25 protein-coding genes, 1 other RNA gene and 1 pseudogene are annotated in these 25,504 nt (G+C 72.7%); 14 read left to right on the top strand and 13 right to left on the bottom strand.

Features of this window, described 5'->3' with window-relative positions; all coding sequences use genetic code 11:
• Positions 1–11: 11 nt before the first annotated feature.
• Together IAG42_RS25215 and IAG42_RS25210 are read left to right on the top strand one after the other, a co-directional pair.
• Entirely contained in the window at positions 12–917 is a 906-nt protein-coding gene (locus tag IAG42_RS25215; RefSeq protein ID WP_188339239.1) for a glycosyltransferase family 2 protein, read from the top strand.
• Between the two features lie 61 nt (positions 918–978).
• The gene (locus tag IAG42_RS25210) at positions 979–1,470 is read left to right on the top strand and encodes a hypothetical protein (RefSeq protein WP_188339238.1); all 492 of its coding nucleotides are present in this window, start codon (positions 979–981) and stop codon (positions 1,468–1,470) included.
• A gap of 3 nt (positions 1,471–1,473) precedes the next feature.
• Here IAG42_RS25210 and IAG42_RS25205 read toward each other — a convergent pair whose 3' ends face one another.
• The 4 genes from IAG42_RS25205 to IAG42_RS25190 all read right to left on the bottom strand — a co-directional run bounded on the left by IAG42_RS25205 (position 1,474) and on the right by IAG42_RS25190 (position 4,917).
• The gene (locus IAG42_RS25205; RefSeq protein WP_188339237.1) at positions 1,474–3,363 is read right to left on the bottom strand and encodes a DUF2075 domain-containing protein; all 1,890 of its coding nucleotides are present in this window, start codon (positions 3,361–3,363) and stop codon (positions 1,474–1,476) included.
• A 175-nt stretch (positions 3,364–3,538) separates the two neighbouring features.
• Positions 3,539–3,940: RNase P RNA component class A (rnpB, locus tag IAG42_RS25200), an RNA gene on the bottom strand.
• Positions 3,941–3,968: 28 nt separating this feature from the next.
• Entirely contained in the window at positions 3,969–4,505 is a 537-nt protein-coding gene (locus IAG42_RS25195; protein ID WP_188339236.1) for a TetR/AcrR family transcriptional regulator, read from the bottom strand.
• On the bottom strand, positions 4,498–4,917 hold the full coding sequence (locus IAG42_RS25190) for a DUF4260 family protein (RefSeq protein WP_188339235.1): 420 nt from the start codon (positions 4,915–4,917) through the stop codon (positions 4,498–4,500). Before IAG42_RS25190 ends, IAG42_RS25195 begins: the two co-directional genes overlap by 8 nt.
• 202 nt (positions 4,918–5,119) lie before the next feature.
• On the opposite strand from IAG42_RS25190, the gene IAG42_RS25185 reads away from it, so the two are divergent.
• Together IAG42_RS25185 and IAG42_RS25180 are read left to right on the top strand one after the other, a co-directional pair.
• Positions 5,120–5,917 (top strand): MerR family transcriptional regulator, encoded by a 798-nt coding sequence (locus IAG42_RS25185; protein WP_188339234.1) that lies wholly within the window; start codon positions 5,120–5,122, stop codon positions 5,915–5,917.
• Between the two features lie 8 nt (positions 5,918–5,925).
• A complete protein-coding gene (locus IAG42_RS25180) occupies positions 5,926–6,582 on the top strand; it encodes a hypothetical protein (protein ID WP_317453339.1) in 657 nt (218 codons plus the stop codon).
• On the opposite strand, the gene IAG42_RS25175 is transcribed toward IAG42_RS25180, so the two are convergent.
• Entirely contained in the window at positions 6,533–7,978 is a 1,446-nt protein-coding gene (locus IAG42_RS25175; RefSeq protein WP_188339233.1) for an RNB domain-containing ribonuclease, read from the bottom strand. The two genes, IAG42_RS25180 and IAG42_RS25175, sit on opposite strands and share 50 nt — an antisense overlap.
• Positions 7,979–8,246: 268 nt before the next feature.
• On the opposite strand from IAG42_RS25175, the gene IAG42_RS25170 reads away from it, so the two are divergent.
• From IAG42_RS25170 to eda, 3 genes are all read left to right on the top strand, one after another.
• Positions 8,247–9,029: a group II truncated hemoglobin gene (locus IAG42_RS25170; RefSeq protein ID WP_188339232.1), complete on the top strand. Its 783-nt coding sequence runs from the start codon at positions 8,247–8,249 to the stop codon at positions 9,027–9,029.
• A gap of 109 nt (positions 9,030–9,138) precedes the next feature.
• On the top strand, positions 9,139–9,921 hold the full coding sequence (gene yaaA, locus IAG42_RS25165) for a peroxide stress protein YaaA (RefSeq protein ID WP_188339231.1): 783 nt from the start codon (positions 9,139–9,141) through the stop codon (positions 9,919–9,921).
• A 76-nt stretch (positions 9,922–9,997) separates the two neighbouring features.
• Entirely contained in the window at positions 9,998–10,621 is a 624-nt protein-coding gene (eda, locus tag IAG42_RS25160; RefSeq protein WP_262928314.1) for a bifunctional 4-hydroxy-2-oxoglutarate aldolase/2-dehydro-3-deoxy-phosphogluconate aldolase, read from the top strand.
• Positions 10,622–10,661: 40 nt separating this feature from the next.
• Here eda and IAG42_RS25155 read toward each other — a convergent pair.
• The 4 genes and pseudogenes from IAG42_RS25155 to IAG42_RS25140 form a co-directional block, all read right to left on the bottom strand.
• A pseudogene (locus IAG42_RS25155) lies at positions 10,662–11,297 on the bottom strand (histidine phosphatase family protein); the annotation flags it as partial.
• Positions 11,298–11,389: 92 nt separating this feature from the next.
• Positions 11,390–12,133 (bottom strand): zinc ribbon domain-containing protein, encoded by a 744-nt coding sequence (locus tag IAG42_RS25150; RefSeq protein ID WP_188341591.1) that lies wholly within the window; start codon positions 12,131–12,133, stop codon positions 11,390–11,392.
• Positions 12,130–12,990 (bottom strand): Nif3-like dinuclear metal center hexameric protein, encoded by an 861-nt coding sequence (locus IAG42_RS25145; protein WP_188339228.1) that lies wholly within the window; start codon positions 12,988–12,990, stop codon positions 12,130–12,132. Before IAG42_RS25145 ends, IAG42_RS25150 begins: the two co-directional genes overlap by 4 nt.
• 57 nt (positions 12,991–13,047) lie before the next feature.
• Positions 13,048–14,103, bottom strand: a complete 1,056-nt coding sequence (locus tag IAG42_RS25140) for an ABC transporter substrate-binding protein (protein WP_188339227.1) — start codon at positions 14,101–14,103, stop codon at positions 13,048–13,050.
• Positions 14,104–14,377: 274 nt separating this feature from the next.
• On the opposite strand from IAG42_RS25140, the gene IAG42_RS25135 reads away from it, so the two are divergent.
• Entirely contained in the window at positions 14,378–15,532 is a 1,155-nt protein-coding gene (locus IAG42_RS25135) for a hypothetical protein (RefSeq protein ID WP_188339226.1), read from the top strand.
• Positions 15,533–15,603: 71 nt separating this feature from the next.
• A complete protein-coding gene (locus IAG42_RS25130; RefSeq protein ID WP_188339225.1) occupies positions 15,604–15,771 on the top strand; it encodes a hypothetical protein in 168 nt (55 codons plus the stop codon).
• A 132-nt stretch (positions 15,772–15,903) separates the two neighbouring features.
• Here the strand turns inward: IAG42_RS25130 and IAG42_RS25125 are convergent, their stop codons facing one another.
• The 3 genes from IAG42_RS25125 to IAG42_RS25115 form a co-directional block, all read right to left on the bottom strand.
• Positions 15,904–16,842 (bottom strand): 3-oxoacyl-ACP reductase, encoded by a 939-nt coding sequence (locus IAG42_RS25125; protein ID WP_188339224.1) that lies wholly within the window; start codon positions 16,840–16,842, stop codon positions 15,904–15,906.
• A gap of 262 nt (positions 16,843–17,104) precedes the next feature.
• A complete protein-coding gene (locus IAG42_RS25120) occupies positions 17,105–18,181 on the bottom strand; it encodes a Zn-dependent alcohol dehydrogenase (protein WP_188339223.1) in 1,077 nt (358 codons plus the stop codon).
• 63 nt (positions 18,182–18,244) lie between these two features.
• Positions 18,245–19,099 carry a MaoC/PaaZ C-terminal domain-containing protein gene (locus tag IAG42_RS25115; RefSeq protein WP_188339222.1) on the bottom strand — a complete coding sequence of 285 codons (855 nt, stop codon included), beginning with the start codon at positions 19,097–19,099 and terminating at the stop codon, positions 18,245–18,247.
• A 367-nt stretch (positions 19,100–19,466) separates the two neighbouring features.
• On the opposite strand from IAG42_RS25115, the gene IAG42_RS25110 reads away from it, so the two are divergent.
• Genes IAG42_RS25110 through IAG42_RS25095 form a run of 4 tightly spaced genes read left to right on the top strand, consistent with a single transcriptional unit; the run spans position 19,467 to position 23,099 of the window.
• Positions 19,467–20,399: an ABC transporter ATP-binding protein gene (locus tag IAG42_RS25110; RefSeq protein WP_188339221.1), complete on the top strand. Its 933-nt coding sequence runs from the start codon at positions 19,467–19,469 to the stop codon at positions 20,397–20,399.
• 1 nt (position 20,400) lies between these two features.
• Positions 20,401–21,117, top strand: coding sequence for an ABC transporter permease (locus IAG42_RS25105; protein ID WP_188339220.1), 717 nt, complete (start codon positions 20,401–20,403; stop codon positions 21,115–21,117).
• Between the two features lie 27 nt (positions 21,118–21,144).
• Positions 21,145–22,419 carry a sensor histidine kinase gene (locus IAG42_RS25100; RefSeq protein WP_188339219.1) on the top strand — a complete coding sequence of 425 codons (1,275 nt, stop codon included), beginning with the start codon at positions 21,145–21,147 and terminating at the stop codon, positions 22,417–22,419.
• Positions 22,420–22,466: 47 nt separating this feature from the next.
• A complete protein-coding gene (locus IAG42_RS25095) occupies positions 22,467–23,099 on the top strand; it encodes a response regulator transcription factor (protein WP_188341590.1) in 633 nt (210 codons plus the stop codon).
• 177 nt (positions 23,100–23,276) lie between these two features.
• Here the strand turns inward: IAG42_RS25095 and IAG42_RS25090 are convergent, their stop codons facing one another.
• Positions 23,277–24,731, bottom strand: coding sequence for an MFS transporter (locus IAG42_RS25090; protein WP_394811247.1), 1,455 nt, complete (start codon positions 24,729–24,731; stop codon positions 23,277–23,279).
• A 118-nt stretch (positions 24,732–24,849) separates the two neighbouring features.
• Here IAG42_RS25090 and IAG42_RS25085 point away from each other — a divergent pair, with 118 nt between their 5' ends.
• Entirely contained in the window at positions 24,850–25,494 is a 645-nt protein-coding gene (locus IAG42_RS25085; RefSeq protein WP_188339217.1) for an SUKH-4 family immunity protein, read from the top strand.
• Positions 25,495–25,504: the final 10 nt, after the last annotated feature.

The following is a 25,504-nucleotide window of genomic DNA, read 5'->3' as shown; positions in this document are numbered from 1 at the left end:
CCATCGCCGCCATGACTGACAGGCGCCGCACGACCGAACCGCCCCGCCTGGGCGTGGCCATCATCACGATGGGCAACCGCCCCGACGACGTGGCCGCCCTCCTCGACTCGGTCGCCAAGCAGGGCGTCGCCCCGGCGCGCGTCGTCCTGATCGGCAACGGCACGGTGCTGCCCGCCTACGACACGTACCCCTTCGAGGTCACGACGGTCGAGCTGGACGACAACCTGGGCTGCCCCGGCGGCCGCAACGTCGCCCTGGCCCGGCTGCGCGCGTTCGGCGACGTCGACGTGGCCGTCGAGCTGGACGACGACGGTCTCCTCGTCGACGCGGACGTCTTCGGCACGATCCAGGAGCTGTACGCGTCCGACCCGCGCCTGGGCATCGTCGGTTTCCGGATCGCCGACGAGCACGGGGAGACGCAGCGCCGGCACGTACCGCGGCTGCGCGCGAAGGACCCGATGCGCCGCGGCCTCGTCACGTCCTTCCTCGGCGGCGGCCACGCCTTCTCCATGGACATGCTCGCCGAGACGGGCGACTGGCCCGCCGACTTCTTCTTCACGCACGAGGAGACGGACCTGGCGTGGCGCGCCCTGGACGCGAACTGGAAGGTCCTCTACGAACCCTCCCTCCTGCTCCAGCACCCCAAGACCTCCCCCGCCCGCCACGCCGTCTACCACCGCATGACGGCCCGCAACCGCGTCTGGCTGGCCCGCCGCCGCCTCCCCCTCCCCCTGATCCCCCTCTACCTGACCACCTGGACCCTCCTCACCCTGGCCCGCACCCGCTCCGTCGGCGGCCTGCGCGCGTGGGCGGCGGGCTTCGTGGAGGGCGTCCGCACCTCGGCGGGCGAGCGGAAGCCGATGCGGTGGCGCACGGTATGGCGCATGACCCGCCTGGGCCGGCCCCCGCTGATCTGATGGCCTCCCCGCCCCTCCCGCACCGTGGACGCTGACGGTCCAGCCGTGCTTCGCTGACGCCATGGAAGTAGTCGCCACCAGCCTCGTCGCGGTCCTGGGAACGTTGCTCGGCTCCTCGCTGACGTACGTGTTCCAGCGACGCACCGCACTGCGCGCCGAGCAGTTCACGCGCGGGGAGCGGCTGCGCCAGGAACGGATCGACGCCTACAGCGCGTTCGCGGGAGCCCTCGCGAACTTCCGCCGGGGGCAGATGGATTACTGGTTCGCGAAGCACGCCGACCGCCTGACGGACGGCGAGTCCGTCCACGACCTGCAACGCGAGGCCCAGCGCCTGCGGGCGGCAGACCTGGAGGCGATGTTCCGCGCCGAGATGCTGACACCGTCGCCCGAGCTGGACGCGAAGGGCCGGCAGGCGCTGCGGGCGATCGACCTGATCCGCGAGACCGACGACCGCGACACCCTGGCCCCGGCCCGCGACGCCTCCCGCTCCGCCATCTACGACTTCGCGGCGGCGGCCCGCCACCACATCCCGGGCCTCGTGGACTCACGCTGAGGGTCAGACCAGCGCACTCTCCCGTGCCGCCGCCCCGCCCGCGAGTTCCCGCAGCTTCCGGCGCGTCTCCGAATCAGGCGAGTACACGATCGTGCCCACCATGCCCCGGGTCAGCAGCACCTTGTACGTGTTGCGGATCAGACGGTCCACGTCGGCATCGGACACGGACTTCTTGAAGACCGGGTCCTTCGACTCCGTACGGTCCGTGATCCAGCGGTCGCCACGCCAGACCAGGTCGGGACCGATGATCACGCCTGACCAGTCGTACTCGAAGCCCTGCGCCGTGTAGACGCAGCCGACCTGCCCGAAGCCTGCAGGGTCGGTGGCCCACAGTGCGGCCGGGGGTGCTCCGGAGATTGAGCGGTCGCCGCGCAGGTTCCACGGACGGGCCCAGTCGCCGATGACCACGTCGGGCGGCAGGGGCTGCCCGGGCCTGGGTTCCGGGGACCAGCGCCAGCAGTAGCCGGCGGACATGCGGGCGCCGTAGCCCTGGGTCCGGCGGGCTTGCAGGAAGAACTCCATCTCCTGCGGGCTGTCGGCGACCATCAGTTGCATGCGACCGTCGGGCTCCCAGGCCACCGGCCCACCGGGCTCCAGGCCGAGGAGACGAACCACCCAGCGCAGATAGGCGTCACTGCCGCCGCAGCGGAACTGGCTGTCCAGCGGTACGACATGACAGGGGATGTCCCGCTTGGCCGCCGCGGCCTTGATCTCGGCCACGGTACCCATCTCGCCGGGGCGGACGACCTGGTGCTCGTCCAGAAAGAAGACCGGCACGTAGGCGACGTCGATGAGTTCGTCGATCTGCGCCCTGCCGGTCCGGTTCGCGGCGCGCGTGAAGCGGTTGGCCGACGTCTCCCGGATCCGGTGGGCCTCATCGCAGATCAGGGCGCCCAGAGTGTTCTTCTCGGCGGTCATGAAGCTGTTGAAATACTTGAACAGGTCCTGGACCTCCCGCTTGCGGGCGCCGGCGACCTTCCTCATCGTCTTCGTGAACGACTGGGAGCCGGTGGCGTGCAGTGCCGGGACCCCTCGCCGGTAGAGCTCACCGAGCAACTGAAGAGCGATCACGCTCTTGCCCGTGCCGGGGCCGCCCGTGACGACGACGACTTCCTTGCGGTCGGCGTGCTTGGCCTTCTCCACGGCGTTGAGCACCATGCGGTAGGCGACCTGCTGCTCGTCGAGGAGCACGAACTGGCTGCGGTCACGCACCTCTTCGGCAGCGACGGACATGAGCTGCTTCGACGGCACGTTGGCACCGGCACGGAGCTCGTCCGCGGCCCGCGCCCCCGGATGCTTGTCGCTCAGCCTGGTACGCAGGTACTCGATGAGGGCGCCGCGGCGTTCCTCGGTGAAGAGGAGGCCGTGGCCGTCGCGTTCGATCTCGCGCAGACCCGTCACTCCGAACTCGGTGGCGTTGTGCAGATACGCCACGCCCGCCACCCGCTGCCCGTGTTCAGCCACCGCTCCGTTGAAGTTGACGAGGTACTCGCAGTACCGGCGTACCTGCTCGATCGGATTGAGGACAGGCTGGGCGTAGGCGTCGACGTGGCACAGCGTGGCGTCGTCCTCGTGCGGGAGAGCCTGGCCCCACTGCTTCAACTCCACGATGACGTACGACGGTTCGCCCGTCCCCGGGTGCACACCGGCGAGCACGACGTCGGCACGCTTACTGTTCAGCGGGAGCGAGTACTCCAGCATGACCTCCACGTCGCCCAGCCCCGCGTCGTTGAGCGCCGCCGCCAGGGCAGGGATGCTGCGCTCCCAGGAGCGCACCTCCGAGGCTCCGGGCCGGTAGCCGTGCATGTGGACGAACTTGTCGGTGAGATGCAGGAACAGCGAACCGTCGAGTGCCATGACGGCGACCGTTTTCGCGGACGCGCGGAACAGCAAGGACTTCCCCCAGGCAGCACGAAAAGACTCGTGCGGGTGGGGGCGTGTCCTTCGAAACTCCACCAAGGTGGAGCGGAAGCCCGTCGGGCCGCGTTGACGAAGTCCGAGAGTACCTGGAGGGACTGACAGGCGTTCCGGTGGTCGCCGGGGCGACAGGCCCGCGGTGCTTGAGGGGCAGACGAGTCGGGCTGTACGCCGGGTTCTGTTCCCCGGGACCTCGCGGTCGTCGGGGTGACGGCCATCCATCTAGGGCCGGCGTTGCCGCCGGCCTCGTGCGGTCTACCCGCGGACATCGGGCGGGCAGCCCTCGATCGTCCGCGCAGAGCCACCGAGGTGGCTCCTCTTGACCTTGCTCCAGGTGGGGTTTACCTAGCCGCCTGAGTCACCTCAGGCGCTGGTGGTCTCTTACACCACCGTTTCACCCTTACCGGCGGCCGAAGCCTCCGGCGGTCTGTTTTCTGTGGCACTGTCCCGCGGGTCACCCCGGGTGGCCGTTAGCCACCACCTTGCCCTGTGGAGCCCGGACGTTCCTCGGGAGGTTCCTGGTGGAACCCCACGCGGCCGCCCGCCCGGCTCGTCTGCCGTGCGGGCCATCTTACCCGGCCCTAGGGACGCAGGGCCGCCGTGCCCGTGGCCCAGGCGCCGGTCAGGTCGGCGCCGGGTGGAAAGCGGCCGTGGATCTCCAGGGTCACCATGCCGTGCGCGAACGCCCACACCGCCCGGGCCCGGTCCGCGTCGCCGCCGCAGGCCCGCACGAGGGGGGCCGCCGCGCGCTCCTCCAGGCCCTCGGGCAGGGCGTGCCGGGGCAGGGGGCGTTCCGTGGCGAGGCTGTAGAGGTGGGGGTGGGCCAGGGCGTGGTCGCGGTAGGCGGAGGCGAGGGCGGCGAGGGAGCCGGGGGCCGTGCGCTCCGCCTCCTCGCAGGCCTCCGCAGACTCCGTGAGCAGTTGCGCGACGAGTTCGGCCTCGACGGCCTGCTTGTCGGGGAAGTGCTTGTAGAGGGAGGGGGCCTTGATGCCCAGGCGGTCGGCCAGGGCGCGCATGGTGAGGGCCTGCGGGCCGGACTCCTCCAGCAGGGCGCGGGCCTCGGCGGCGATCTCCGTGGCGCGGGGCGTGAGCCGCCGGCCTTCCTTGAGGTCAGGCACGCTGGAAGCCCTCCTTGGTCCGCAGTCCGTAGCCGAAGGCGCGATCGTACGAGATGTGGGCGAGCCAGCCGCACAGGCCCGCGAAGAGCGGGGCCCACTGGATGATCGGCAGCACCGTGTACGTGACCATGAGGGCGAGCGGGATCAGGGCGCGGTGGGCCGTGTTGTAGTACGGCACCGCCCGGGGCTGGAGCTGCCCCTTCTTCAGGTTCAGGCGGTGCGCCTCGCCCGCGCCGACGACGAACGTGAAGTCGGGGGCGATGAAGAAGGCGAAGCCCAGGAGGCCCGCGATCCAGCCGTGGTTCACGGCCTCCAGGACCGTGAAGGCCGACCAGAAGAGGGCCCCGGCCAGCCACGCGACCCGGCGGATCGTCGTGGAGGGGGTGGTGGCGGTGGGTGCGGTCGTGCTCATGAGGACCTCCCGGTGCGGGGCTGCGAGACAAAACGAGGCGAGGCGAAACGAGGCGAGGCGGGTCAGGGGCTAACGGTGTTAGCTCCCTTGTTCACGACCGTACGGCTAACAGCGTTAGCCGTCAAGCTTTCGGGCGCCCCGCACACCGCAGCCCGCCCCGCCCGCTTGACCCTCACGCGACGTCAACGTTTCTACTGAAGGCATGCGGATCGGAGAGCTGGCCGCGATCGTCGGCGTCACCACGCGGGCGGTCCGGCACTACCACCACCAGGGGCTGTTGCCCGAGCCCGAGCGGCGACCCAACGGCTATCGGGAGTACACGCTGCGGCACGCCGTCGAGCTGGCGCGCATCCGGCGGCTGACCGAGCTGGGGCTCGGCCTCACCGAAGTGCGGGACGTGCTCGCCGACGACGCGGGGCGCGATCTCGTCGAGGTGCTGGCCGAGCTGGACGCCGACCTGGCCCGGCAGGAGGCGGCGATCCATGAGCGGCGGGCCCGGCTGCGGCAACTGCTGGCCGGCGCCGAGGAGGGGGCATTGCCGGACGACGGGTTCGTTTCGGCCGAACTTGCCGCTTTTCTGGGCGAGTTGGGAGAGATCCAGGATGACTCTCCGATGGCCGTGAAGGATCGGGAGATGTTGACCTTGATCGATGTGACAGCTCCGCCGGAGGCCCGCGCGGAGCTGATGACGTCGCTGGCCGGGGCGTTCGCCGCGCCGGGGGCGGCGGACGCGGCCCGTGCGGTCTACGCGCGGCTCGACGCGCTCGCCGACGCGGCACCGGACGATCCCCGCGTCGCGGAGGCGGCCCGCGCCCTGGCGGCGTGGCTGCTGGCCGACCTGCCGACGCCGGACGGGACGGACAGGACGGACAGGACGGACGGGCCGGACAGGACGGGGCGGCCCGCGCTGTTCGCCGCGTTCCTCGCCGACTTCTCCCCCGCCCAGGCGGAGGCGGTCCGGCTGGCCGTGCGCCTGGCCACGGAAGGGGGCGCGACATGAGGCGCGGCATGAGTCGCGGCGTTCGCCGCGTCGCGTTGCGGGCGGTGCTGCCGGAGCCCGTGCGGCGGATGGCGGGGCACGAGATGCGGGTGTTCGCGAGTTTCGGGATGTGGGCGGCGCGGCGCCGGCACGGGGTTCCGGCGGGGGCGAGCGCGTTCCCGTACGCCCGGGGGCAGGCCCTGATGATGTACGCGTTCGCGTTCGTGTGCGCCGTGGAGACGTTCGGGATGTGGGCGCTGCTGCGGGACTATCCGGTGCTGCACCGGGTGACGCTGGTGCTGGACGTGTACACGGTGGTGATGGTGCTGGGGCTGCACGCGGCGTCGGTGACGCGGCCGCACGTGGTGACGCGCGAGGCGCTGCGGGTACGGCGCGGGGCCCATGTGGACCTGCGGATCCCGGTGGAGCGGATCGCGGAGGTGCGCCGCGAGAACCGGTTCACGCACACCCCGCGCGAGGGCGAGTTGAACCTGGACGTGGGCGCGCAGACGACCCTCACCATCGAACTCGCCGAGCCCGTGCGGCACATGACGCTGCTCGGCCGACCGAAGGAGATCAGCGTGGTGCGGCTGCACGCCGAGGAACCGGACCGGCTGGCCCGCGCCCTGGACAAGGTCAGGCGGGGGCGAACTCGACCTTCGCCCGCCCTGGATCGGCCTGTGTGAGCCGCACCCGCAGCCGCTCCCCCAGCGGCAGCGCCGACGTGCCGCCCGCGATCCGGGCGACGACCGCGGGGTCGGTCAACTGGACGGTGCCCACGGCCGGTTCGCGTTCCTTGACGTCCACGACGCAGGCGTCGAAGAACTCCCCGACGCGGTGCTGCAGCAGCGCCGCCTCCACGAGGTCGACGCTCTCGCGCTCCACGGTGTTGCCGCGCCGGGTGCCCTCGGCCATCTCCTTGGGCAGGGCGGGCAGCGCCTCGGTGACCCAGCCGGGCGGGGACTGCCCGGCGCTCGCGGCCAGGCACAGTTCTGAGGCGTAGCGGTCGACGAGGCGGCGCAGCGGGGCGGTGCAGTGGGTGTACGGGGCGGCGACGGCGGCGTGCGTGCTGAGTTCGGGCAGGTCGCCGCCGCTGAACGCGGTGTATCCGGCGCCGCGCAGCAGGGTCGTGCACTCCTGGAGGAACGCGGCGTGGTGCGGGACGCGCGGGTCGAGGGAGCGGACCAGGTCCGAGTACGAGACGTGGTGCGGCCAGTCGATGTGCAGGGCCTTCGCGGTGCGGCGCAGCCGGCCGACGGCGCCGTCGGGGGCCGGGGGCAGGGTGCGCAGGACGCCGGTGCCGGCGGCGAGCATCAGGTCGGCGCCGGCCATACCGGTGAGCAGGGAGATCTGCGCGTTCCAGGAGTCGGCCGGGAGCGGGGCGCGGTAGGCGAGTTCGTACGTGCCGTCGGCGGCGACGATCTCCTGCTCGGGGACGTCGAGGGAGATGCCGCCGCGCTCGATCTCCAGGGCCTCGCGGAGCCGGCCGATGTCGGCGAGCAGGGCGACCGCCTCCTCGGCGCTGCCGTCGTCGATGGACCGCTGCACGCCCTCGTAGTCGAGTCGGGCACGGCTGCGGACGAGGGCGCGGACGACGTCGGTGGTCTCGGTGCGGCCGTCCGCGTCGAGGTCGATCGTCCACAGGACGGCGGGGCGGGTCTGGTCGGGCAGCAGGCTGGCGGCGCCCTCGCTGAGCACGGCGGGGTGCAGCGGGACGCGCTCGTCGGGGAAGTAGAGGGTGGTGACGCGCCGGTGGGCCTCGGCGTCGACGGCGCCGCCGGGCCGGACGAACGCGGCGACGTCGGCGATCGCGTACCGCACCCGGAAGCCGCCGCCGGGCCTGCGGGACAGGTGCATCGCCTGGTCGAGGTCGACGGAGCCCGGCGGGTCGATGGTGAAGAACGGGATCGCGGTCTCGTCGCGGGTCGGCAGCCCGGGCGGATCGGCGGCGGCCCGCTCGGCCTCGGCGAGCACGGCGTCCGGGAACGCCCCGGGCACGTCCAGCGTCGTACGCAGCTCGCGCAGCAGGGCACCGAGTCGCGCCTGCGCTGCGCCGGTCACACGGAGATGGCGACGGGGCATGCATCGAGCGTAGGGCCCTCCGGGCGGGGCGGCATTGTGGGCTCGGGGTGGGTGGGTGTGGGGGGGCGCCTCTTCGTCTGCGGGGTGCAGGTGGTTGGGCGGGTGCGGGTGCGTCGTGGCTGGTCGCACAGTTCCCCGCGCCCCTGAAAGGCTTGCGGCTTCGCCGCGCGCCTTCAGGGGCGATGCCGGGTCCGGCTGACAGGGCTCGGCGGTACGGGGCAAGGTGGGCGCCTGAGCACCGTGGGCGTCACAGGGGAGAGGCAGCGACATGGCGTCGAGCGTCGAGTACGTCCGTTATCGCATCGCACCGGACCGGCAGAAGGAGTTCGAGGACGCGTACCGGACGGCGGCCGCGTCGCTCGCCGCCGCGCCCGAGTGCCTCGACTACGAGCTGACCCACTGCGTGGAGGAGCCGGAGCGGTACGTGCTGCGGATCCGGTGGAGCTCCGTCGAGGACCATCTGCGGGGCTTTCGCGAGGGCCCGCACTTCCCGGCGTTCCTCGACGCCGTACGCCCGTACGTCGAGTCGATCGAGGAGATGCGGCACTACGAGCCGACGGACGTCGCCGGTACCGGGGGTCGCACACCCAGCATCTTCGCGTGGGCGGGCGGCGCCGAGGCGTTCGGCCGGCTGACCGAGGTCTTCTACGGGCACGTCCTGCGCGACCCGCTCCTCGAACCGGTCTTCGCCGGGATGGACGCGGGGCACCCGCAGCACGTGGCGCTGTGGCTGGCGGAGGTCTTCGGCGGCCCGTCCCGGTACACGGACGAGCGCGGCGGGCATCCGCACATGACGCGGCGGCATCTGGGCCGCGGCATCACCGAGGCGCAGCGCCGCCGCTGGGTGGACCTGCTGCTGGACTCCGCCGACGAGGTGGGGCTGCCGTCCGACCCGGAGTTCCGTGCCGTGTTCGTCTACTACATCGAGTGGGGCACGCGGATGGCGCTGGTCTACTCGGGCGAGAACCCGCCGCCGGTCGACGCGGCGGACGTGCCGCGCTGGAGCTGGGGCCAGACGCCGCCCTGGGAGCCGACCACGACCACGGGCTGAACAGAGGCGGAGGCGGGGGCGCGCGGGCCGTACCCTGGGCGGTCGAGATCGGACCACCCGATGAACCGCCGTACGAACCGCCGCGAGATCCGCTGTTTGAGGAGTGCCCGTGCTTGTGCTGTTGCCGCCGTCGGAGGGTAAGGCCGCTTCCGGGCGCGGGGCGCCGCTGAAGCCGGAGGGGCTGAGCCTGCCGGGGCTCGCCGCGGCGCGGGCGGCCGTGCTCGGCGAACTGGTCGAGCTGTGCGCCGCCGACGAGGAGAAGGCGCGCGAGGTGCTCGGCCTGAGCGAGGGGCTGCGCGGCGAGATCGCGAAGAACGTGGAGCTGCGCACCGCCGGTGCCCGTCCCGCCGGGGAGATCTACACCGGGGTGCTCTACGACGCCCTGGACCTGGCCTCGCTCGACGCGGCGGCGAAGAAGCGGGCGGCGCGCTCGCTGCTGGTGTTCTCCGGGCTGTGGGGCGCGGTGCGGGTGACGGACCGGATTCCGTCGTACCGCTGCTCGATGGGCGTGAAGCTGCCGGGCCTCGGCGCCCTGGGCGCGTACTGGCGGACGCCGATGGCCGAGGTCATGCCGGAGGCGGCGGGCGAGGGCCTGGTGCTTGACCTGCGGTCGGCGGCGTACGGGAGCGCGTGGAAGCCGAAGGGCGAGCTCGCGGGGCGGACGGCGACGGTCCGGGTGCTGCACGCGCCGACCCGCAAGGTGGTCAGCCACTTCAACAAGGCGACGAAGGGCCGCATCGTACGGTCGCTGCTCGCGTCCGGCGTCGCCCCGGCGGGGCCCGCGGAACTGGTCGACGTGCTGCGCGAGCTGGGCTACGTGGTGGAGGTCGAGGCGCCCGCGAAGGCCGGGCGGCCGTGGAGCCTGGACGTCCTGGTCGACGAGATCCACTGACACCCCTCCTCACCTCGCGTTGCAGCATGCGCAATGGGCTTTGCGCATGCTGCGGCGGGCGCGGCAGGATGTCTCCATGACCTCCTCCTCCGTGCTTGACCTCGCCCCCGTCGTCCCCGTCGTCGTCGTCGAGGACGCCGCCGACGCCGTACCCCTCGCGCGGGCGCTCGTCGCGGGCGGCCTGCCCGCGATCGAGGTGACCCTGCGCACGCCCGCCGCGCTCGACGCGATCCGTGCGATCGCCGAGGCCGTGCCGGACGCGGTCGTCGGCGCGGGCACCGTGATCTCGCCGGAGAACGTCGCGGACGCCGTGGCCGCCGGGGCCCGGTTCCTGGTCAGCCCCGGCTGGACGGACACGCTGCTCGACGCGATGAAGGGCTCGGGCGTGCCGTTCCTGCCCGGCGTCTCGACGACCTCGGAGGTCGTGTCGCTGCTGGAGCGCGGCGTGACGGAGATGAAGTTCTTCCCGGCGGAGGCCGCGGGCGGCACGGCGTACCTGAAGTCGCTGGCGGGCCCGCTCCCCCAGGCCCGCTTCTGCCCGACGGGCGGCATCTCCCCCGCGTCGGCGCCCTCCTACCTCGCGCTGAAGAACGTCGGCTGCGTCGGCGGCAGCTGGATGCTCCCCGCGGACGCCGTCGCGGCGAAGGACTGGGCGCGGGTCGAGGACCTGGCCCGCGAGGCGAGCCGTCTGGCCGGCTAGGGCCTTTCTCCCTGATCCAGCCTGATCCGAAGGAAAGGCCCTAGATCTGGCGCAGGTGTGACGTGTCGTTGAGGCAGCGGACGGTCGCGTTGCCGTCCGCGTAGCAGGCGACCGTCGACAGGGAGGCCGCCGACAGCTCCATCCGGTACAGGGCCTCCGGCGGTGCGCCCAGTGCCAGGCGCAGCAGCGTCTTGATGGGCGTCACGTGCGACACGAGGAGGAGCGTGCGGCCCCGATGGGACGCCGCGAGGCGCTCACGGGCCGCGGCGACGCGTGCGGTGACCGTGTCGAAGGACTCGCCTCCGCCCGTGGGGGCCCAGGACGGTGACGCCAGCCAGGCGTTCAGGTCGTCCGGGTGGCGCTCCCTGACGTCCTTGAACGTCAGGCCCTCCCAGGCGCCGAAATCCGTCTCGCGGAGGTCGTCGTCGACGCTCACGTCCAGGCCGAGCAGGCCGGCGGCGGCCTCGGCGGTCTGACGGCAGCGGGCCAGCGGGGACGTGACGATCAGGTCGACCGGCGGGGTGTGCGCCTTCAGGGCGCGGGCGGCGCGGTCCGCCTGTCCCCGGCCCCGGTCCGACAGCTCGGGGTCGGCTCCCCGCCCCGACCCCGAGAACCGCTTCTCGGGCGTCAGAGCGGTCTCCCCGTGCCGGAGCAGCACGAAGGTGGTGGGCGGGGACATGTCCGGTTTCACAACACGCCCCTCCGGCATGTGGGGAGCCGGGTCCGGGGCAAAAGCCCCGGGACCTCGGCTCATGCTCCGTGACGGATCTACAGGCCCGACTCGGACGTGCGGACCAGGATGCGGTGGCAGTTCTCGCAGCGGACGACCGCGTCGGGGGCCGCGGCGCGGACCTCGTTGAGCTCCGTGATGTTGAGCTCCAGGCGGCAGCCCTCGCAGCGGCGCTGGAACAGCTTGGCCGCGCCGACGCCGCCCTCCTTCACGCGGAGCTTGTCGTAGAGCTTCAGCAGGTCGGCGGGGATGGACCCGGCGACGACCTCGCGCTCCTTGGTGACCGTGGCGGCCTCCGCGTCGAGCGTGGAGGAGGCCTCGTCGCGCCGGGACGTCGCGTCGTCGATCTTCGCCTGGACGGAGGCGAGCCGCTCGCCCAGCTCGGTGGCGCGCTCCTGAGCGGACTCGCGGCGCTCCATGACCTCGAGGACGACGTCCTCCAGGTCGCCCTGGCGCTTGGCCAGCGAGGCGATCTCCTTCTGGAGGTTCTCCAGGTCCTTCGGCGAGGTCACCGCGCCGGAGTCGAGGCGCTGCTGGTCGCGGGCGGCACGCTGGCGGACCTGGTCGACGTCCTGCTCGGCCTTGGTCTGCTCGCGGGCGCAGTCGCTCTCCTCCGTCGTCGCGGCGACGTGCAGGTCCCGCAGCTGCGTGAGGTCCTTGGTGAGCGACTCGATCTCGGCGTGCTCCGGCAGCGACTTCTTCTTGTGCGCGAGCTGCTGGAGACGGACGTCCAGGGCCTGGACGTCGAGAAGGCGGATCTGGTCGGCGGGCGCGGCGTTCAGTTGGGGGCTCCAAAGGTAGAGAGTGGTGCGGGGTTGGACGCCGCGTGGGCGGTCCAGGGGTCGGTGACCGTCCTGGAGACGTGGACCCGCAGGCCCCATCCGTGACGGTCGGAGATCTCGTCGAGCTGGGCGGCGGCCAGCTCGCACCAGGGCCACTCGGTGGCCCAGTGCGCCGCGTCGAGCAGTGCGAGAGGTGCGTGTTCGCGAGCCTCGCTCGCGGGGTGGTGGCGCAGGTCCGCGGTGAGGAAGGCGTCGACGCCGGCCGCGCGGACGTCGGCGAAGAGGCTGTCGCCGGACCCGCCGGAGACGGCGATCGTGCGGATCGTGGAGTCGAGGTCGCCGGCGACGCGGATGCCCTGGGCGGTGGCCGGGAGGCGGTCGGCGGCGCGGCCCGCGAGCTCGCGCAGGGTCAGCGGGTGCTCCAGCTCGCAGATCCGGCCGAGGCCGCGGCGGCCCGCGGGGTCGGCCGGGTCCGGGACGAGAGGGCGTACGACGCGGACGTCGAGGGCGCCGGCGAGCGCGTCGGAGACGCCCGGGTCGGCCCGGTCGGCGTTGGTGTGCGCGACGTGCAGCCCGATGTCGTTCTTGATCAGCGTGTGGACGACGCGGCCCTTGAAGGTGTCCGCGGCGACGGTCGTCGTGCCGCGCAGGTAGAGCGGGTGGTGCGTGACCAGCAGGTCCGCGCCCAGCTTCACCGCCTCGTCGACGATCTCCTGGACCGGGTCGACGGCGAAGAGGACCCGGCCGACCTCGGCGTCCGGGTCGCCGGCGACGGTGCCGACCGCGTCCCATCCCTCGGCGAGGGCCGGGGGCCAGAGGGCGTCGAGCGCGGCGGTGACTTCAGACAGACGGGGCACGCAGACAGGTTACCTGCGCCGCGTGCCCCAGCCCCAAGCCCGGTACCGGGAGCCCGGCTACTTGACGAGGTCGCCGCGGAGGTCGTTCAGGACCTCGTGGGCGGCGGTGACGCCGAGGCCGAGGTACCAGGTCTCGTCCGGGACGTCCTTGGCCTGCCCGTCCTTGACGGCCTTCAGGTTCTTCCAGAGCGGGTTGTCCTCGGCGCTCGAGCGCTGGGTCTTCTTCGCGTCGCCGTAGACGCCGGTGAAGATCCAGTCGGCGTCGGCGGAGTCGATCTTCTCGGGGCTGATCTCGGCCGCCAGGTCGTCGATCTGCTGGTTCTTCGGGCGCGGGATACCGGCGTCGTCGAGGATCGTGCCGATGAAGGAGGCCTTGGCGTAGAGGCGGATGCGGTCCGGCATGTAGCGGAGCATCGTGACGGTCGGGGCCTTGCCGCCGTTGGCCTTCTTCACGTCGGCGCCGAACTGCTTCACGTCCTTCTCGTACGCGGCGAGGTTCGCCTCGGCCCGGTCCCTCTTGTCGAGGGCGGAGGCGTTGAGGAGGTAGTTCTCCTTCCACGTGAAGCCGGGGCGGATGGAGAAGACGGTGGGGGCGATCTTGGAGAGCTGCGGGTAGAGCTTGGCGGCGCGCAGCTCGCTGCCGAGGATCAGGTCGGGCTTGAGGTTGGCGATCGCCTCGAGGTTGAGGGAGTTGATCGTGCCGACGTTCTTCGGGTTGCCCGCTTCCTTCTTCAGGTAGGCCGGGATGCCCTCGTCGCCCTCGGTGGGGGCGTAGCCGACGGGCTTGACGCCGAGGGAGGCGACGTTGTCGAGCTCGCCGACGTCGAGGACGACGACGCGCTGGGGCTTCGCCTTCAGCTCGGTCTTGCCCATGGCGTGCGTGACGGTGCGCGGGAACTGGCCGGCCTTCGCGGTCGTGCCCATCTTCGCGGTCTGCTCGGCGGCCTTCGAGAAGTCGTCGCCGCCCTGGGCGACGGCCTTGGAGCCCGCGCCGTCGGCGTCCTTCTCGCCGGAGCCGCCGGTGTCGCCGGAACCGCAGGCGGTGAGGGTGAGGGCGGCGGCCGCGGTGACGGCGGCGGCCACGATCCGGGTGCGGTGGTGGCGTATGGACATCTCGGCTCGGCTCCAGCGGTCACGGGGGTGTGGGCGTACGGACCTCCGCACACCCACAGGGTTTGGTTAGGCAAACCTTACATCCACGTCCATGACCGCCCTCTCCGGCCCCGGCCGCACCCCGTGAGCACACCCGGCACAGCACTCTCAGCGAATTCGCCGCTTCGCCACCCTTTGGGGTGAAGCGCCGGGCGCCCGGTGCCACGGAGGTACGTGCGAAAACTAGCTTCGACCGCGGACGACCGGAGGCGACTGAACCGGAGGTGACAGATCCATGACGGCCTTGGCGATCGAGCCCACGACCGGGACGCGGCCGGAGCCGCCGCGCACCGGATGCGTGATCACGGCGGACGGGTCGTACGCGGCCCGGCTCGCGCACGACGGGGCGGACGACGCGGCCCCCTCCTGGTTCCCCGAGCGCTGGACGCTGGACGGACCGGAGCCGTACGCGGTGCCGCTGCCGACGAACCAGCCGGAGGAACCGGACACGGCGGTGCTGCCGCTGGCCGACGGCCGGGTGCTGGTGCGGCGGCGGGCGGACGGCCGCCACCTGTTCTCGCTGCTCTACCCGACGGGCCCCGGCACCGGCGAGGTGCTGCTGGGGGCGGTGGAGTGCGGCGAACTGACCCTGCTGCCGCCCGCGCCGGACGGCCGGTGCGCGTACGCACTCGCCCCGGGCGAGGAGAGCACCGGCGTGTGGCGGGTGGCGGGCGGGGCGTTCGGGCCCGAGCACGTGGCCGAGGTGCCGGGGCGGTGCTCGGGCGGCGTGTGGCTGGACCGCACCGGCCGGCTCCTCGCGCTCGACCGGGAACCGGCCGAGGGGGACGGCCCGGTGAAGACGGTCGCGGTGGATCTGGACCGGGACGGCGAGGTGTCGCCGCTGCTGCAGATCACCGAGGAGAGCGAGGACCGGCTGCTGCTCGCGGACCCCGACAGCGGTCTGATCCTGCTCCGCTCGGACGCCGCCACTCCGGGCGAACTCCGGCTGGGCTGGGGCGTGTTGGGCAGTACGCTGCCGATCCGCTTCCCGCAGGCGCTGCGGCTCGCGGACTGCGCGCTGACCCCGTTCGCCGTCCAGCCCGGGCAGACCCTGCTGCCCGAGAGCTGCGCGGTGGCGCTGCGCATCGACGGGCCGGCCGGGACCGAGGGCGGGGCGCCATGGCTCGGCGTGTGGCGTCCCGCCGTGTCGCACCTGCATCAACTGGCTGCGCCTGTAGGGTGGTTGGCCGGTACGGGCTTCTGGTCGCGGGACGGGGTCCTGGCGCTGCCGTACGTCACGGACGACGTGTCGTGCGGGCTCGCGCGCATCCCCGCACCCGAGCCGCCGAAGCCCCGCGAACCGGTCGTACAGGCCCCGCAGGCACCTGCGGCGCAGCGGCCGGTGCCGTTGGGGCAGGCGCCCCTCGGCGGGCGTCCGGCGGTTGGTTAGACTCGCCCGGCTGCATCAGAAGGATCTTGTTCGAAACAACGGGGATTCGGGGTTACGCCATGAGCTCTCTCATGACGGAAGACAACGGTACGGACACCGCGACGCACACGGTGGAGCAGGAACGATCCGGCTCCGGCCGGCACCGCGGAGCGGTCTCCTCGTCCGCGCAGCACGACGGCGGCCACGAGCAGTCGCAGCCGCGCGGGCGGCACCGGGGGGCGCGCGCCGACGAGGCGTAGGCGCTCCGCTTCGGTGCGGAATGTGTGACGGGCCCGGCGACATCGTGGATGTCGCCGGGCCCGTTCGTCTTGTCGGCCGTCGTGTCGGCCGTCGTGCCGGCCGTGTCGTCGGGCCTCCTGCAGGCCGCGTTGTCAGTCGTGCTTGAGGGCGAGGATCTCCGCCGCGGCGAAGGTCTCGTTCGCGGGGCGGTCCTTGTAGTGCGGGGTGAGCAGCGCGTCCAGTTCGTCGTACGTGAACGCCTCGTGGGCGGTGTCGAACTTGGCCTGGACGCGGGGGCGGTCGACGACGACGACGATGCCGCCGTGCACGACGAGGAGCTGGCCGTTGATGTTCGCCGCGGCGGGCGATGACAGATAGCCGACGAGCGGGGCGACGTGTTCGGGGGCCAGCGGGTCGAGCCCCTCGTCCGGCTGGGCGAACCCGGCGAAGACGTCCTCCGTCATCCGGGTGCGGGCCCGTGGGCAGATGACGTTCGCGGTGACGCCGTACTTGGCCAGGGCCAGGGCGGTGGACGTGGTCAGGCCGACGATTCCGCCCTTCGCGGCGGCGTAGTTGGGCTGGCCGGCGGAGCCCGCGAGGAAGGCCTCGCTGGAGGTGTTCACGATGCGGCCGTAGACCGGGGCGCCGGTGGTCTTCGAGCGCTCGCGCCAGTGGCGGGCCGCGAAGTGGGTGGTGTTGTAGTGGCCCTTGAGGTGGACGCGGATGACCGAGTCCCACTCGTCCTCCGACATGGAGAAGATCATGCGGTCGCGCAGGATGCCGGCGTTGTTGACCAGGATGTCGAGCTGCCCGTAGGTGTCGACGGCCAACTGGACCAGTTCTCCGGCCTGTTGGTGGTCGGCCACGTCTCCGGTGTGCGGGGTGGCGTCGCCGCCGGCCGCGCGGATCTCCTGGGCGACCTGTTCGGCGGGGCTGGTGTCGGCCGCGCCGGAGCCGTCCCGGCCGGGCTGGCCGAAGTCGTTGACGACGACGTTCGCGCCGAGGCGGGCCAGTTCCAGGGCCTCGGCCCGTCCCAGGCCGCGGGCACCTCCGGTGACGATTGCCGTGCGGCCCTTGAGCGGCTGGTCCATGGTGGGGCTCCTTGTCCGTCTGGCTGTGCGGGTGTCGTCGTGGGGGGGGTGTCAGGGCACGGCTGAGCGCCGTGGGGTGTCTTGTTGAATGCCGGGTGCGGGCCCGGTGGGGCTTCTCGCGCAGTTCCCCGCGCCCCTGAAAGCACGCTTCGCGCGCCCCAGGGGGTGGGCTTCTCGCGCCCCGCGGCGGAGCCGCTGATCGATGCGGCCCCGCGCCCCTGAAGGCGCACTCCGTGCGCCCCAGGGGCCGGGGCGGGTGGTGCTACAGCTCGATGCAGGTCCTCAGGGCTACGCCCGTGCGCATCTGGTTCAGGGCCTCGTTGATGTCCGTCAGGGGGACGCGGTGGGTGATGAGGGAGGCCAGGTCGATGCGGCCCGCGCGCCAGAGGGCGATCGCGCGCTCGTAGGACGTGAGGACGTCGCCGCCGCCGTACATCGAGGGCAGGATCCGCTTCTCGTCGAAGAAGAGCTCGAACATGTTGAGCTGGAGGAAGTCGTCGAGGGCGCCGGCGCCGACGACGACGAGGGTGCCGCCGCGCCGGGTCGTCTCGTACGCCGTCCGGGCCGTGGCCGACTTGCCGACGACCTCGAAGACGTAGTCGAAGCCCTCCCCCGCCGTGATCCGCTGCTTGGCGTCCGCGAGTTCGTCCGGCGCGACCGCCTCGGTCGCCCCGAACCTGAGCGCCGCCTCCCGCCGCGAGGCGACCGGGTCGACGGCGACGATCTGGGCCGCGCCCTTGAGCCGCGCGCCCTGGATCGCCGAGATGCCGACGCCGCCGCAGCCGATGACCGCGACCGACGAACCGGCCTCCACGTCCGCCGTGTTGACCGCGGCGCCGAGCCCGGTCGTCACGCCGCAGCCGATGAGCGCGGCGATGTCGAAGGGCACGTCGTCGGGGATCGGCACGGCGCACCCGGCGTCGACGACGACCTCCTCCGCGAAGGTCCCCGTCCCGGCGAAGCCGAACACGTCGCCGCCGGGCCGCTTGAAGTTGGGCGTGCCCGCGTTCATGAACCCGGCGAGACACAGCTGGGTCTGGCCGCGCTTGCAGGCGGGGCACGCGCCGCAGGAGGGCAGCCAGCACATCAGGACGCGGTCGCCGGGCTTGACGTGGGTGACCCCGTCGCCGACGTCGAGGATCTCGCCGGCGCCCTCGTGGCCGGGGATGAACGGGGCGGGCTGCGGCAGCACCCCGTTCATCGCGGAGACGTCGGAGTGGCACAGGCCGGTCGCCCGTACCCGGATCTTCACCTTCCCCGGACCGAAGCCGACCGCCTCGACGTCGTCCAGTACCTCGAGTTTGTCCTGGCCTATCTCGTGCAGTACGGCTGCTCGCATGGGTGCGGCTCCTTCGCCTGAGTACCCGGTGAGGTACTGATGCCTTCTGTCAGCTGTGCTCGATCAGCTGTGCTCGATGAGGGTGTCCGCGAGGACCGGCGCCTCGTCCCGCTCCACCGCCGAGACCGTCACCTGGACCCGGCCCGGCTCCTGCCACATCCGCACGCGCAGCGTCTCGCCGGGGAAGACGACACCGGCGAAGCGGGTGCTGTAGCGGGTGACGCGGGAGACGTCGCCGTCGAGCGCGTGGTCGACGACGGCCTTGAGCGTCATGCCGTACGAGCACAGGCCGTGCAGGATGGGCCGGTCGAAGCCGGCGAGCTTGGCGAACTCGGGGTCGGCGTGCAGCGGGTTCCAGTCCCCGGACAGGCGGTAGAGGAGGGCCTGTTCCTCGCGGATCGGCCGGTCGACGGTGCGGTCCGGCGCGCGGTCCGGGACCTCCAGGCGCGCGGAGGGTCCACGGTCGCCGCCGAAGCCGCCCTCGCCGCGGACGAAGATCTGCGCGTCGCTGGTCCACAGCGGGCCGTCCTCGTCGGCGACCTCGGTACGCAGCACGAGGACGGCGGCCTTGGTCTTGTCGTAGACGGCGGCGACGCGGGAGGTGGAGGTGGCCTTGCCCTTGGCGGGGATCGGCCGGTGCAGCTCGATGGTCTGGCCGCCGTGCAGGACGTGGGCGAGGTTGACCTCGACCCCGGGGCTCGACAGGCCGCCGACGACTCCCATGCCGGCGCCCGCGACGGTCGCGAAGCTGGGCAGGACGTGCAGCTTCGACTCGAGGGTGTAGCGCAGCTCGTCGGGGTCGGTGGCGGGGACTCCGGCACCGAGGCCCAGGTGGTAGAGCTGGATGTCCTTGTGGTCCCAGGTGATCTCGGCGGACCGGGGCTCGGCGGCTACGGCCTTCGCGGCGTCGATGGGCATGGGGCGAGCGCTCCTCACGTCGTACGTCTCGTACGGGTCGTACGGGTGGTGCTTGGCGGTGCGGGTGATGCCGGGTGGTACGGGTCGTGCCGAATGGTGCGGGTCGTGCCGAATGGTGCGGGTGGTGAAAGACCTCGGCGCGGCCGTCCGCACCGTCGGTCGCGCCGAGGTCGCCAGGGGCCGGTTCTAGAACCTGTTTCATTCCGTCCGGCGATCCTCATGTATAGCCAAGGCGGCGGAGGTTGGGAAGGGTCGGGGCCCGCATTTCTGACGTGGCGTCAGAAACGGTGGCGGTGACATTTGTACTGCCGATGTCCGGACAAGCGGATCTGCCGCGGGGCCGCCCCCGCTCCGTAGCGTCGTGGGTATGACGACGAAGACGACACACACCGGCCCGGGACCCGCGCCCGCCGTGTCCTTCACGGGGGCCGTCAAGACGTTCGGCGAGGTCAGGGCCGTGGCAGGGCTTGATCTGACCATCGCGCCCGGCGAGACGGTGGCGCTGCTCGGCCGCAACGGCGCAGGCAAGTCCACCACCATCTCCCTGCTGCTCGGCCTGGACGAGCCGGACGCGGGCCGGGTCCAACTGTTCGGCGGGGCGCCGCAGGACGCGGTGCGGGCCGGCCGCGTCGGCGCGATGCTCCAGGAGGGCAAGGCGGTGCCCCGGGTGACGGTCGGCGAGCTCGTCGGCTTCGTCGCCGGGCGCTACCCGGACCCGATGGACGTGGGCGAGGCGCTGCGCCTGGCCGGGATCGAGGAGCTGGCCGGGCGCCGCGTCGACAAGCTGTCGGGCGGCCAGACCCAGCGGGTCCGCTTCGCGGTGGCGCTCGCCGGGAACCCGGCGCTGATCGTCCTCGACGAGCCGACCGCCGCCCTCGACGTGGAGGCGCGGCACGCGTTCTGGGCGTCGATGCGGGCGTACGCGCGGCGCGGCCACACGGTCCTGTTCTCCACGCACTACCTGGAGGAGGCCGACGCGCACGCCGACCGGATCGTGGTGATCGACCACGGCCGGGTGGTGGCCGACGGCACGGGCGAGGAGCTGCGCCGGGCGGCCGGCGGCAGCCTGGTCTGCTTCGACCTGGCCGGGCGCGGCACCGAGGGCCTGGCGCTGCTGCCGGGCGTGGTGTCCGTCGAGGTGACGGGCGAGCGGGCCCGGCTGCGCACCGAGGACCCGGACGCGACGGTCATGGCGCTGGCCGCGCTGGACGCAGTACGGAACCTGGAGGTCGCACCGGCCTCCCTCGACGACGCCTTCATGGCGCTGACCGCGGACCCCCGCGACCTGGAGCGTGTGTGACATGTGGGACTACCTGCGGCTCGAAGTGCGGCGCACCCTGCGCGACGGCCGGTTCGTGATCGGCTCGGTCGCGATGCCGGTGATGATGTACCTGCTGTTCACCAACCTCGGTGACGTGGACGGCACATGGAAGACCGGCTCGATGATCGGCATGGCGGCCTACGGGGCGCTCGGCGCGGCGCTGAACACGGCGGGCGGGGTCGCCGAGGACCGGGCGATCGGCTGGCTGCGGCAGCTGCGGATCACCCCGATGACCCCACGTCAGGGCGTGATCGGGCGCGCCCTGACCGGCGCGGTGACGGTGCTGCCCGCCATCGCGGCGGTGATGCTGGCCGGGGCGCTGGTCAACGGCGTACGGCTCGACTGGTGGAAGTGGCCGGTGATCGCGCTCGTGCTGTGGCTGGGCTCGCTGCCGTTCACGATGCTGGGCCTGGGCAACGGCTACCGGATGACCTCGCAGGCCATGGGCGGCATCAACATGCTCTGCTATCTGGGCCTCGCGGTTCTCGGCGGCCTGTGGTTCCCGGTCACCCTGTTCCCCGACTGGCTCCAGCGGGTCTCCTCCTTCACGCCCACCAACCGCTTCTCGCAGCTCGGCACGGCCGTCGCCGACGGGCACGCGCCCTCGCTCGCGGCGCTCGCCGTCCTGACCGCCTGGCTGCTGGCCTTCGGTTCGTACGCTGTGGTCTCGTACCGCAGGGCCGCGCGCACCATCTGAATCGGATCGGGACGGGGAGTCGGGGACATGACCGGGACGAGGATCCGCCGGGGCTGGACCGCGTGGCGGCGGTCGCTGGACGTGTGGAAGACGGAGCACGCGTACGCGAAGGAGGAGCACCGGCGGGTGAAGGCGGAGCGGCGGGCCAGGGGCGAGGGCCGGCCGCCGGAGGAGATGGCCCCCGCGCCCAACGGCTTCGCCCTGCTGCCCTGGCTGCTCATGGGCATGGGCGCCCTGTCCAACCTCTTCTCGGACAAGTCCACCGACCCGGTCATCGGCGGCGTGGGCCTGCTGACCTTCAACTCCCTCTACATCTTCGTGGTGTTCCGCGCGTTCCGGCCGCAGACCCGCAAGGCCCTGTCGACCCGCCTGGCGCTCGTCGTCATGACGCTGCTGACCTGCGGCCTCGTCGGCGTGTACGGGGGCAGCTGGCTGGCGTTCTTCCCGCTGCTCGGCCTCGCCGTCGGCGCCGTCGCCCGGGGCCCGCACCTGGGGCGGATCGGGCTCGCGCTGACCGTGCTCTCGGCGGTGGTCGCCGGACTGCGCGACGGCTGGGGCGCGATCGGCGTCGCGTACGGCACGTTCCTGTCGACGATGGTGACCGCCGCGATCCTGTCCCTGTCCGAGGCCGTACGGGACCTGCGGGCGGCCCGCGAGGAACTGGCGCGGCAGGCCGTCGAGAAGGAACGGCTGCGCTTCTCGCGCGACCTGCACGATCTGCTCGGGCACACCCTGTCGGTGATCGTCGTGAAGGCGGAAGCGGCCCGGCGGCTCGCCCCGCACGGACTCGACGCGGCCCTGGAGCAGGTCTCCGACATCGAGGCGGTCGGCCGGCAGGCGCTCACCGAGATCCGCGAGGCCGTCACCGGGTACCGCGAGGGCAGCCTCGCCACCGAACTGGACCGGGCCCGATCGGCGCTGACCGCGGCCGGGATCGAGCCCGTCGTACGGCAGTCGGGGACGCCGCTGTCCGCGCAGAACGAGGCGCTGCTCGGCTGGGTCGTACGGGAGGCCGTCACCAACGCGGTGCGGCACAGCGGCGCCGGGCGCTGCACGATCACCGTCGACGGCTCGGGCGAGCGGGTGCGGTTGCGGGTCTCCGACGACGGGGTGGGCGAGGCGGCGCCCGCGCCGGGCGCCGTCGGCGGGACCGGACTCAAGGGGCTCGCCGAGCGGCTCGCGACGGCGGGCGGTTCGCTGGAGTCCGGGCCGGGGCCACGCGGCGGGTTCGTCGTACGGGCCGAACTCCCGTCCGGTGAACCGGAGTCGGCGCCGGACGCGGCGCTCGCGGAGCGGGCTTGAACGCGCCGGACGCGCCCCCGGCCCGTAATCTCTCCCCTGTGACCGAGATGCCGCAGGACCACCGGCCCGCCAAGAGCGTGCGGGTGCTGCTCGCCGAGGATCAGGGCATGATGCGGGGCGCGCTGGCGCTGCTGCTCGGCCTGGAGCCGGATCTGGAGGTCGTGGCGCAGGTCGCGGCCGGTGACGTCATCGTCGACAAGGCCCTGGAGTGCCGGCCCGACGTGGCGCTCCTGGACATCGAACTGCCGGGCCGCAGCGGGCTGGACGCGGCGGCCGACCTGCGCGAACAGGTGCCCGACTGCCGGGTGCTGATCCTGACGACGTTCGGGCGGCCCGGGTATCTGCGGCGGGCCATGGAGGCGGGTGCCGCCGGGTTCCTCGTCAAGGACGGGCCGGTGGAGGAACTGGCCGAGGCGATCCGGGCGGTGCTGCGCGGGGAGACCGTGGTGGACCCGGCGCTCGCCGCGGCGGCGCTCTCGGCGGGGCCCAGTCCTTTGACGGCGCGCGAGGCGGATGCGCTCCGCGCGTCGGTGGACGGTGCGACCGTGTCGGACATCGCCGGGAAGCTGCACCTGTCCGAGTCGACGGTGCGCAACTATCTCTCGTCGGCCATCGGGAAGACCGGGACGCGGAATCGGATGGAAGCGGTCAGGGAGGCGCGGCAGCGGGGGTGGCTCTGACCGTCGGCCGCCGCGCCCCCGGTGGGGGCTGGTCGCGCAGTTCCCCGCGCCCCTGAAGGCGAACGGCTTCGCCGTTCAGCCTTCATCGGAGAAATGCGACGCGAAGCGTCTGCATTTCAGGGGCGCGGGGAACTGCGCGACCAGCCACGACGAAACACGCACCCGGCAACGCGACAGCTACTCGGCAGACGCCTTGCCGCGCCCTCCCGCCAGCCCCGCGATCAGAATGACCAGCGCCACCAGCAATATGGACCCGCCCCAGAGGAACGCCCCGGCGTACCCATGGGTGAGGCCCGCCGGATCCGACCGACCCGCGGAGCGACTCGCCGCGACCGTGGACAGCACCGAGAGCCCCAACGCCCCGCCCAACGTGCGGGACGTGTTGACGAGCCCGGAGACGAGCCCCGCGTCCGAGGCCGCCGCCCCCGACGTGGCCAGCGACGCGAGCGGCGTCATGGCGAGCCCCGCGCCGGCCATCATCGCGATCCCGGGCAGCATGATCGTCGTCACGTACACCCCCTGCTCCGTCATGGTCGACTGCCAGAAGAACCCGGCGGCGGTCGTCACGACCCCGAGCACCGCCACGTTCCGCGCCCCGATCCTCCGCATCAGCCGCGGCGCGAGCTTGGATCCGGCGACGACCGCGAGGGAGCTGGGCACGAGGGCGAGCCCGGCCTCGACGGGGGTGTACCCGAGCACGTTCTGCGCGTAGAGGGTCATGAAGAACCACATGGCGAAGCTGCCCATGCCGCACACGAACATCGCCGCGTTGGCGACGGCCACGGGCCGCACCCGGAACAGGGCGAGCGGCATCAACGGCACCTTCGTACGGGCCTCGACGAGGAGGAACGCCGCGATGAGCAGCACGCCGGCCGCCAGCGGCACGAGCGTGCCCACCGCGCCCCAGCCCTCCGCCTCGGTCTGCACGATGCCGTAGGCGAGGACGGCCGTGCCGGCGGTGACGAGCACCGCGCCGGGCAGGTCGAGCCGGCGGGCGCCGCCGGCCCGGGACTCGCGGATCCAGCGGGCGGCGGCCGCGAGGACGACGGCGCCCAGCGGCACGTTGATCAGCAGGACCCAGCGCCAGTCGAGCGCCTCGGTGAGGACGCCGCCGACGAGTCCGCCCGCGGCGCCGCCGCCCGCGCCGACCGCGGTCCAGGTGGCGATGGCGCGGGCGCGCGCGGGGCCCTCCGGCACGGCGGCGGTGAGCAGGGTCAGGGTGGAGGGGGCGAGGACGGCGGCGCCGAGGCCCTGCACGGCGCGGGCCACGAGCAGCTGCCAGCCCTCCTGGGCGAGCCCGCCGGCGAGGGAGGCCAGCGTGAACAGGCCGAGCCCGACGAGGAACATCCGCTTGCGCCCGTAGAGGTCGCCGGCCCGGCCGCCGAGCAGCATGAACCCGGCGAAGGCGATCGAGTACGCGTTGACGACCCACTGCAGGCCGCCGGCGCTGAGCCCGAGGTCGGTGCGCATGGACGGCAGGGCGACGTTCACGACGGACACGTCGAGGACGACGAGGAACTGTCCGGCACAGGCCACCGCCACGACCAGCCAGGCGGGCGGCGCGGGCCTGGCCGTGCGTATCTCGGTGTCGGAGCCGGTGGAGCCGGCGGGCGTTCGCAGCATGAGTGTCATGGTCCCAGGCCGCCGACGCCCCGTACATCAGGATTTCGGTGCACCTGGGGTGGGTCACAGGTCATACGTCCCGGGACCTAGGTCCCGGCGCTCGCGTACGCGTCTCTAGGGTGTCCCGGTGATCTCCACCACCGAACTCTCCGGACTCGCCGAACTCTCCGAACTGGCCGCGGGGAAGCCCTCAGCCGCCTGGCTGGAGTCCTGCTTCGGCGCGGGCAGCCTGTGGCGGCCCTCCCCCGCCGACCTGCCCGCCGCGCTGACCCACGAGCCGACCCGGGCCTTCCTCACCGAGGTCGGCGTCCCCGCGGTACGGCTCGGCGCCGTCGACTACGACTCGGCGAAGCTCACCGACGAAGGCATGTGGGAGGCGGACCCGGACGAGCTGTTCGGCGAGCGCACCCCGGACGACGACTCGCCGCCGAGCCGCTACTCGTACTGCATCGGCACCGGTTGGGGGGTGCTGCACCTCATGGTGTGCGGTGACAGCGGCACCGTGGAGGTGTACGACCCGGACGGCTGGGACCACGCGGCCGGGTACGGCGGCTACGCCGCGGACTCGGTCCCCGAGTTCCTGGTCGCGCTCGGGGTGTTCACGCTGTACCGACGGACGTTCGAGGACGCCGAGCCGCAGGCCGCGCTGGACGGCCTGGACGAGCTGACCTCGGTGCTCAACCGGTTGCGCCAGGGCCCGGACTTCTCCGACTTCTGGGAGACGCGCCTGGAAGAGGTGCGCGAGGACCTCGAGTGCGAGCTGGACGACTGAACCGGGTGTC

Origin of the sequence: Streptomyces xanthii, from assembly GCF_014621695.1 — a bacterium.
Lineage (GTDB): Bacteria > Actinomycetota > Actinomycetes > Streptomycetales > Streptomycetaceae > Streptomyces > Streptomyces xanthii.
Note: the sequence above shows the minus strand (reverse complement) of the source record. Positions and strands in the feature narration are given on the sequence as shown.

Bases quoted from the DNA above. Each gene is read 5' to 3' on its own strand.
- IAG42_RS25105 (WP_188339220.1), top strand. From the start codon at position 20,401: ATGTGGGACTACCTGCGGCTCGAAGTGCGGCGCACCCTGCGCGACGGC.
- IAG42_RS25210 (WP_188339238.1), top strand. From the start codon at position 979: ATGGAAGTAGTCGCCACCAGCCTCGTCGCGGTCCTGGGAACGTTGCTC.
- IAG42_RS25175 (WP_188339233.1), bottom strand. From the start codon at position 7,978: ATGCCCCGTCGCCATCTCCGTGTGACCGGCGCAGCGCAGGCGCGACTC.
- IAG42_RS25190 (WP_188339235.1), bottom strand. From the start codon at position 4,917: ATGAGCACGACCGCACCCACCGCCACCACCCCCTCCACGACGATCCGC.
- IAG42_RS25115 (WP_188339222.1), bottom strand. From the start codon at position 19,099: ATGCCCATCGACGCCGCGAAGGCCGTAGCCGCCGAGCCCCGGTCCGCC.
- eda (WP_262928314.1), top strand. From the start codon at position 9,998: ATGACCTCCTCCTCCGTGCTTGACCTCGCCCCCGTCGTCCCCGTCGTC.
- IAG42_RS25170 (WP_188339232.1), top strand. From the start codon at position 8,247: ATGGCGTCGAGCGTCGAGTACGTCCGTTATCGCATCGCACCGGACCGG.
- IAG42_RS25110 (WP_188339221.1), top strand. From the start codon at position 19,467: ATGACGACGAAGACGACACACACCGGCCCGGGACCCGCGCCCGCCGTG.
- IAG42_RS25125 (WP_188339224.1), bottom strand. From the start codon at position 16,842: ATGGACCAGCCGCTCAAGGGCCGCACGGCAATCGTCACCGGAGGTGCC.
- IAG42_RS25135 (WP_188339226.1), top strand. From the start codon at position 14,378: ATGACGGCCTTGGCGATCGAGCCCACGACCGGGACGCGGCCGGAGCCG.
- IAG42_RS25095 (WP_188341590.1), top strand. From the start codon at position 22,467: ATGCCGCAGGACCACCGGCCCGCCAAGAGCGTGCGGGTGCTGCTCGCC.
- IAG42_RS25130 (WP_188339225.1), top strand. From the start codon at position 15,604: ATGACGGAAGACAACGGTACGGACACCGCGACGCACACGGTGGAGCAG.
- IAG42_RS25215 (WP_188339239.1), top strand. From the start codon at position 12: ATGACTGACAGGCGCCGCACGACCGAACCGCCCCGCCTGGGCGTGGCC.
- IAG42_RS25100 (WP_188339219.1), top strand. From the start codon at position 21,145: ATGACCGGGACGAGGATCCGCCGGGGCTGGACCGCGTGGCGGCGGTCG.
- IAG42_RS25140 (WP_188339227.1), bottom strand. From the start codon at position 14,103: ATGTCCATACGCCACCACCGCACCCGGATCGTGGCCGCCGCCGTCACC.
- IAG42_RS25180 (WP_317453339.1), top strand. From the start codon at position 5,926: ATGAGTCGCGGCGTTCGCCGCGTCGCGTTGCGGGCGGTGCTGCCGGAG.
- IAG42_RS25120 (WP_188339223.1), bottom strand. From the start codon at position 18,181: ATGCGAGCAGCCGTACTGCACGAGATAGGCCAGGACAAACTCGAGGTA.
- IAG42_RS25185 (WP_188339234.1), top strand. From the start codon at position 5,120: ATGCGGATCGGAGAGCTGGCCGCGATCGTCGGCGTCACCACGCGGGCG.
- IAG42_RS25090 (WP_394811247.1), bottom strand. From the start codon at position 24,731: ATGACACTCATGCTGCGAACGCCCGCCGGCTCCACCGGCTCCGACACC.